This is a genomic window from Thermogutta sp. (genome assembly GCF_039793925.1).
Lineage (GTDB): Bacteria > Planctomycetota > Planctomycetia > Pirellulales > Thermoguttaceae > Thermogutta.
Map to the genome: position 1 here is coordinate 94,391 of NZ_JBAMME010000258.1, position 7,611 is coordinate 102,001.

Annotated in this window: 6 protein-coding genes; 4 read left to right on the forward strand and 2 right to left on the reverse strand. The window is 55.1% G+C overall.

The features are described 5' to 3' along the window. On the reverse strand, positions 1–385 hold a 385-nt coding region (locus tag ABJK56_RS12755), incomplete at its 3' end, for an NUDIX hydrolase (protein WP_347245049.1). Positions 386–587: 202 nt separating this feature from the next. Beyond that, positions 588–1,901, reverse strand: coding sequence for a Gfo/Idh/MocA family oxidoreductase (locus ABJK56_RS12760; RefSeq protein ID WP_347245050.1), 1,314 nt, complete (start codon positions 1,899–1,901; stop codon positions 588–590). Positions 1,902–2,269: 368 nt separating this feature from the next. On the opposite strand from ABJK56_RS12760, the gene ABJK56_RS12765 reads away from it, so the two are divergent. From ABJK56_RS12765 to ABJK56_RS12780, 4 genes are all read left to right on the forward strand, one after another. Beyond that, positions 2,270–3,721: a hypothetical protein gene (locus tag ABJK56_RS12765; protein ID WP_347245051.1), complete on the forward strand. Its 1,452-nt coding sequence runs from the start codon at positions 2,270–2,272 to the stop codon at positions 3,719–3,721. A gap of 134 nt (positions 3,722–3,855) precedes the next feature. Next, entirely contained in the window at positions 3,856–4,815 is a 960-nt protein-coding gene (locus tag ABJK56_RS12770) for an MBL fold metallo-hydrolase (protein ID WP_347245052.1), read from the forward strand. 596 nt (positions 4,816–5,411) lie between these two features. Then, entirely contained in the window at positions 5,412–6,725 is a 1,314-nt protein-coding gene (locus ABJK56_RS12775) for a hypothetical protein (RefSeq protein WP_347245053.1), read from the forward strand. Positions 6,726–6,820: 95 nt separating this feature from the next. Beyond that, positions 6,821–7,611 (forward strand): hypothetical protein (locus ABJK56_RS12780; RefSeq protein ID WP_347245054.1); only part of this gene is annotated, 791 nt, incomplete at its 3' end.

The window sequence follows — 7,611 nt, forward strand, 5'->3', positions numbered from 1 at the left end:
GAGGCGAGCCAGGAACAAGATCCCGTGCAAAAAAGAGAGTCATACGCTCGTTGGTGATTCCTGGCGACACGTAGAATTCAAGGACTTCCTGCCAGATCCTTGCCGAGTACCCTGTTTCCTCGCTGAGCTCGCGGATGGCGGTGGCCTGTGGATGCTCGCCGGGGCGCCGTGTGCCGGCCGGGATCTCGAGGAGTTCCTTGTTCACCGCCCAGCGCCGATTTCGCACAAGGACAATTCGGTCATCATCTAAAATGGGGAGAATCGCTACTGCCCCGGGATGATTCACATAATAGAGCGATTGTGAAGATCCTGGTGAACCGGTTCTTCGCACAACCTGGAACTTCGGTGTTTCAAGGACAATGTCTCCATCACTCCAAACATCCATAAACTTCTCCAAATAACATACAACCAGAAGAGGCGACTATGTGAACCATTGTCGTTGCTCGACTTCGGAGAACTATTATCGGGGGTTAATCACGCTTCGGCATAGTTTTTATGGGAAAGCGAATTACAACCTAATCATAACATTTATCAGAGTGCATCTGGTTATTGATAAAGATGGAAAAAACTGCTGGTCAAACAGTACGTTAGGCGAACTTTGTGATACCTGGGACTGCCGTTGGATAGACGCCGTCCGGTCCCGGCTTGACAGGTGGATCGATGTCAAAGCCATACCGCGGGAGACTGAACGAATGGGTGGACTGCATTGCTTCCTCCCATGTAATCAATTGGCCCGTATAACACACCATCTGCGCCAGAATACCCAGCATGGTGCTGGTGAACATATAGTTGCCATTGTTAATGGGATTGCCTGCACGGATAGAGTCAAACATTTCTTTATGTTCAACGTCGTACATGCTCACTTTGGGACCGGTGTACTGCCACTCCACTTCTCCTTCGATGCGTGGCTTATTCGGTAGGTAACATCGTCCTTTCGTACCGAAGATAATGTCGGAGGTCTCGTTGTAACATCCAGGAATATCGCGGCAGTATCCGAAAACTCGCACGCCGTTATCATATTCGAATACCACCGCGTGGTGATCGAACTGGTCACCGTATTTGGGGTCAAGGCAGGCCTGTCGGCCACCCAACCCCCACGCCCGTAACGGCGGCCTGTCATGGAGCGCCCAGGAGGCTTTGTCCAAACTGTGGATGAGCTGCTGGCTGGTCTGATCACCGGAGAGCCAATTGAAATGGTACCAGTTCTTGAACTGGTAGTATGCTTCGCTCCACTCGGGCTGGCGAGGTCGAACGACGTAAGGAGTTGTAATGTAGGTCTCCTGGATGGCAACGATCTCGCCAATGGCTCCGTCAAGGACACGCTTCATGGCCTCGCGGACGCCGTAATCGTAGCGCCAGCAGAGGCCGGAAACCACGGCCAGGTTTTTCTTCCTAGCTTCCTCGCAGGCGGCCATGGCCATTTTGAGACCGGGGACATCGATGGCATGCGGCTTTTCACAGAAGACATGCTTTCCCGCTTCCACAGCGGCCTTGAGCATGACGGGATGAAAATGGGAGGCGGCCGCGATGATGACAACATCGACATCAGAGGCTATCACCTTTTGGTACGCATCGAAGCCCACGAAACAGTGTTCGTCATCCACCTGGACCTGGTCCGGATACATTTGCTTCAAACGTTCGCGAGCACCACGGAGGTGGTCTTCGAAAATATCCCCCATCGCAACCAGTTTGATGTCCTTTCCAGCATTCATGGCATTGGCCGCTGCACCCGACCCGCGACCCCCGCAGCCGATCAGGCCGACGCGGAATCCTTCCCTGCCTTCCGCGTGCGCTAACCGTTCGATGGAAATCGCGCTCGTTGCTGCCACGACCATTCCCGCGTGCTTCACGAATTCTCTGCGGGAAATGTTTTGTGTCGCCGGAGATTTGTGGCTTACCATGATCGTTCTCCGTTCTGAACGGGACTTGGGACGATTCTCTCTTGCCTGGGGCTCCATTGTAGGCGCCAGTCTCAAAAAATCATACCACCGTCGATCGGAAAGCATGAGAGTTGAGAGGTCCTCGTGGAGATACAAATTGGACCACAGGCTCTGGCCGAGTTTGTAACAACTCATCCATATATCACGCGATAAGTTCAAAGGGTTTGAGCTTCAAACAAGCGGCGTCTATCGAAGTGGCTCCGAGGATGTCCTACAATACCGGTCGGTTACCTGGGACCGACGTCTAAAACGGAGGCCATGGAATCGTTTTGGAGCTGCAAGAACGGTGGAATCACCAGAAATGATTCTCGAGAGGAAAGGAAAAAGACATGACCGGACGTCGAAGAGCATTGAAATTCGTGCTCACGGTTTTGCTTCTGGGCTCCGGTTGGCCGGTGGTTTGGGGCGGCGAACTCTGGGTCGGTTCCACCACCGTGGACATAACCCCTCCCCGACCGGTGGCACTGGAAGGACAATTTCACACGCGAGTGGCCAATCAGGTTGAAACGCCGCTGCTTGCGGCCATCCTGGTTCTGGAAGCCCGCGAGAACGACCAAACGAGGGACCACGCTGTCATGGTGTCTTGCGACTTGGTAGGAATCCCGGAGCCGGTCCTCCAGAAAGTTCGCAACCGGATATCACAATCTATCCCGCAGATTTCTCCGGAAAAGGTGGTCCTTAGTGCGACACACACTCACACAGCTCCGTTGGTGACGGAGGGCAAGTATGTCATTCCCGATAGTGGAGTCATGACTGTTTCTGAATATGTGTCATTTTTTGTGGATCGTGTTGTCGAGGCTGTACAAAAAGCTTGGCAAAACCGTCAGGTGGCGCAATTGGGCTATGGTTTCGGCTATACAGTGGTAGGGCACAATCGCCGAGCAGTGTACGCTGATGGGCACGCCGTCATGTATGGCCGTACGGATGTCCCAGACTTTCGCCACCTGGAAAGTGGAATTGATCCGGCGGTGCAGGTCCTGTTCTTTGCTGACCGTTCCGGAACGTTACTCGCCATGGCAATCGACGTGGCCTGTCCATCACAAGAGGTTGAAGGGCGATCCACCGTCCACGCGGATTATTGGCATTTCGTACGGCAAGAAATTTGGCGCCAGCTAGGTCGCAAAGTCGATATTTTGCCGTGGTGCGGCGCCGCGGGGGACCTGTCTCCCCACCTTCTGTTGCGCAAAGCTGCCGAGGAACGGATGCTGCGGCTCCGCGGTCTCGACTCTCTCCAGGAAATTGCCCGTCGCATCAGTGAGACGGTGATGGATGTTTACAATGTGGCACGCCAGGAACTTTATTCCGATGTCCCGTTTGAGCATAATGTCCTCAACCTGGAACTGCCGCTGCGTGTGGTCACCGCCGAAGAAGCTCAGGCAGCGCGGGAAGAAGGTGCCAAACTTGCTGATAAACCTGCCCTGCGAATGAAGATGCTCTGGCATCAACGCGTCGTCGAGCGCTACGAGAGGCAACAGGAGATTTCGCCTGACCAATGGAAACAGTCGTACGAGATTCATGTGATGCGGATCGGGGATGTGGCGATTGCTACCAATCCCTTTGAGCTTTTTGTGGATTTTGGTTTGCAAATTCAGGCCAGGAGCAAAGCCACCCAAACGTTTGTCATCCAACTTGCAGGCGCAGGGACGTATCTCGCGACGGATCGCGCGGTAGCGGCGGGCGGATATAGTGCCGTCGTTGAAAGTACAGAAGTCAGCCCGGAAGGCGGACAGATTCTCGTGGATCGAACCGTCGAAGCGATCAATACTCTTTTCGGACAGTGAGGTGTGCTTTGCGCGTGCTGGAGAGTGAGTCTACGGGAGCAAAGCTCAGCCGGAAAAAGAAACATTTCAATGAGTTGTTTGTTGCTCACAGGTGGGGTCGCGAGAATGTTCATTGAATTGGGAAAGGAGCGCGTATGAGATTTCCACAGTCGGAATTCTTCCTGCGAAAAACAGTGAAGGGACTGACGATTTCTTTTGTGCTCTTGTTTAGCCTGAGTGTTTGCGGTGAGGATCGGGATCAGAAGCCCCTCGCGCTGACTGTGATCGAGTTGAAGCAGCATGGGCTGGCGATGCTGCTGGAGACTCCAGAAGGTCTGCATTACGTTATTGATGCCGGTGGTCGTGGCGATCGGGATACCGTAGCCCGCTGCTTTACCGAGCATCATGTGGACAAAATAGAGGGTCTCGTCATTTCCCATCCCCATGGTGATCATCAGGGCGGTGTTCCGGCCATTTTCGACCGCTGGCCGGTGAAAGAGTTGATTGTCTCTCCGTTTGTGCGTAACGTTCCCGAAAAGCTCAAGACATCCGAGACGGAGTTTTCGCTGGGGCTACAGAAGCTGGCCGAACAAAAGGGCACCCGGGTCAGGGAAGTGTGGCAGGGAAGCCGTCTTGAGTGGGGAGCGGATGTGCATGTGGAGGTCCTCTGGCCGCCGGAGACTCCCTTTTTGACCCCTAATCCCCAACCACACGGAACCTACAACAACAATTCTCTTGTGCTAAGAGTGCAGTACAAGAATGCGGTATTCCTGTTTCCCGGGGATATTGGGAACGAAGCGGCAGCCGTGCTGGTCAAAGAATTTCCTGCGAAGCTAAAGGCCCATGTGGTTGTTGTCCCCCACCATGGATTTTTTGGTAACGTTGATTTCGCCAGGGCAGTTCAGGCGCCGGTGGCGATCGCTTCATGCATCGTTGACTACCCGGATCATCCCACGCGAAACGTACCGGGAATTCATGCTGTGGATTTGTTTGCGCCGATGGGAACTGGGGTGTATGTCACGCCATGGCATGGGACGGTGACTGTGTCGACGGACGGGAATCGTCTGTCTGTTGAGGCGAGAAAGAATCTCGAACTTGTAACGCTTTCCAATTGAGGTTCCGCGTAAGCCGCTCCTTGACACTGTCCGGTGGGTTACTGGCTGTGGCCCCAGATAGAGGCAATTCATTAATTGCCCCTACCGTTTAACCGAGCAGTGGGAGCCTGGACGGCAAAGTGGCTTACCCAAACGTTGGACTGCGGACCTGACAAATAGGTTCCCTCGGGATGGATTTCGGTGCTACGCCACCCGATGTGCCCGTCCGCGTGGCCATCGGCAGAAGAAAAGTCGAGGTACGTCAGGCATCAGAGGCACTGTACGCGGGCTCGGAGGGCGATAATCTTGTTGGAGGACACGAGCAAACTGGAATCATTCGCTCCGAGGGGCGTGCTTTTCGTGGTGCTTTACGGATTGCGGGCAGATCGGGACGCCAAATCGGGATCGCGGGACATCCTTGCCCAATTGCCAAGGCTCGCTTTTTCCAGGCCCCTAGCGAATTTCACGCATCTTTTGAGGATAATACGAAAAGGGGGTGCCTGGTGCGTCGTTTTCGCCACCAGTTGCTTCTTCTGTCTAATGGCGACTTGACGCCGCAGCGCTCCTGTTTGGCAGTGAGCTTGCATGGCGCGTTGAGTAAAGGGGGAAACTTGTAAATGAGCAACCGAATGCTGAATGAGCAGGACGTTCTGGGGCCCTTGTTGTCAAAGATCACCTGCCCCCATTGCTGGCACGTTTTTCAACCTGCAGACACGCTGTGGATTTCAGAACATCCCGATCTCTTGGGTGACCGACTGCTCGGTCCCCATGTGCCCCAGCGGTTTCTCCCTAATCGGTTCACTCCCCAAGGCAAGGCTTTGGACAGTCGGGGCATGCCTACTTCTCGGCTCGCTTGTCCCCATTGCCACCTGGAGATCCCACGTGGCATTTTCCATTTACGGCCGGTCTTTTTTTCCGTTCTGGGAGCTCCGGCGTCGGGAAAGTCGTATTTTCTTACGACGATGATTTGGCGTTTACGGAAACTTCTTCCAGAACAATTCGGGCTGGCCCTCACCGATCTTGACGCCATTCACAATCAGCGCCTCCAGGAGTATGAAAATACTCTCTTCCTCAATCGTGATGGTCAGACCCCTGTGGAGCTTCCGAAAACCGAAACCACCGGCGACCTGTATAACGTCGTTATGCTGGGGGGTGCGCCTGTTCAGTATTTAAAGCCCTTTTTGTTTTCTATTCAGCCGGTGGGCAAACACCCGCGGGCCGAGCTGGGACTTCGGGGAGGACGGGCACTGGTGGTGTATGATAATGCAGGCGAAAGTTTTCTCCCCGGTGCTGATTCTGCGCGAAGCCCGGTCACGCGTCACCTCGCGCTATCGGCTGCCTGGTTTTTCGTGTTTGACCCCACCCAGGATTTACGATTCCGACGGGAAGTCAGTCGTATTTCCGACGATCCGCAAGTCCGCATGGACCTCAGTCGGCCAGCACGAGAGGTCCCATACCGTCAAGACGTGATCCTTCGCGAGGCCTGGGAAAGGGTGCTCAGGCATCACGAGGGAGCCCTTCGCAAGGGGATGCCGCCTCTTGTCGTAATCGTGGCCAAGGCTGACTGTTGGGGGCCCCTGCTCCCCTGCTGGCCGCTTCCAGAACCATATCGCATGACCACCAAAGGTGTTGCGGGAGTGAGTATCGAACGCATCGTGGAGGTATCCCATGCGGTACGCGCCATGCTGGAGCAGCACGTTCCAGAAATCGTGGTTGCTGCCGAAACACTCAGCAGGGACGTGATTTACATTCCCGTCAGTTCAACGGGTTGCTCTCCAGAGACCAACGAACGCGGTGAAATCATCGGATTTGTCCCGAGCAAGATCCAGCCCATTTGGGTAGAAACGCCCATTCTCTATACGCTCGTGCGGTGGATGCCTGGCCTGGTAGGTCGGCTTGTCGGGAGTACTCCTCGGCGGGCTGCGGGATGAAATGACACACCTGGACAGAAAGCCTGCTGGAAGACACGACGCCAAATGCCATGACAGGAAAAAAGTCGTGAAACTCTGAGCGGAGAATCTTGACGATGGCCTGGGAACTTGTGATCACGTCAGCGCCAAAAGGACTTAAACCTGGCTCAAGCGGTTTTTGCCCTGTTTTGGCTACTCGGGGAATTCCACCGAATCTTTTGGAGCGTCTCGAGGCCCTCAGTGGTTATCGGCACCAAGAGATTGGAAGCGGAGCAGGACGCAACCCCGTGGTGTTGAGCCACACGATTGTTCGGCTGGGAACTGAGAGCTATCACGTGCTTTCGCGCGTGGCAGATGCTGGACGGGACTACTCCGGACGCTCCAATAAGCTCGCCTACCATCTGGTTGTAAAGCCCCGAGAATGTCCTCCCGGTGGACCGGCTGCCCTCCTCATGGCCCCCGGCGTGATGCGAGATCACTGGGACGGCCAGGTGGGTTGGGTGGATCGAGAGGTTGCAGTTCCTTCGGTGGTCGTTCAGCCTCAGCCCTGCCGCTCTTGGGCAAAGGTTTGGGGAGACGCGGGATGGGGCGGAATTCTCGCCTCGCGGGTTCTTTCACGTCCTAACGATCTGCTTTATCTCATCTATCCTGACGACGTGGTGATGCTCCAGCTTTTCGCCGAGTCACTGGCGCTGTTACCGGAGGCATTGCGGTGGCGCGTGACGTTCACCACTTACGATTTGGGGTTGGCTGACATTGCCGTTTGTCAGTGGCGGGCGTGTCCGGCCAGTTCCTCTCAGGCCATTGCCTGGCGGAAATCCCGCGGTTTGGAAATCTGGGACCTCACAAGGCCGCGGGAAAAGGCCCCAGCGACTGTTGCGGCTTCGGCCGGACGAGAGGGAAAGAT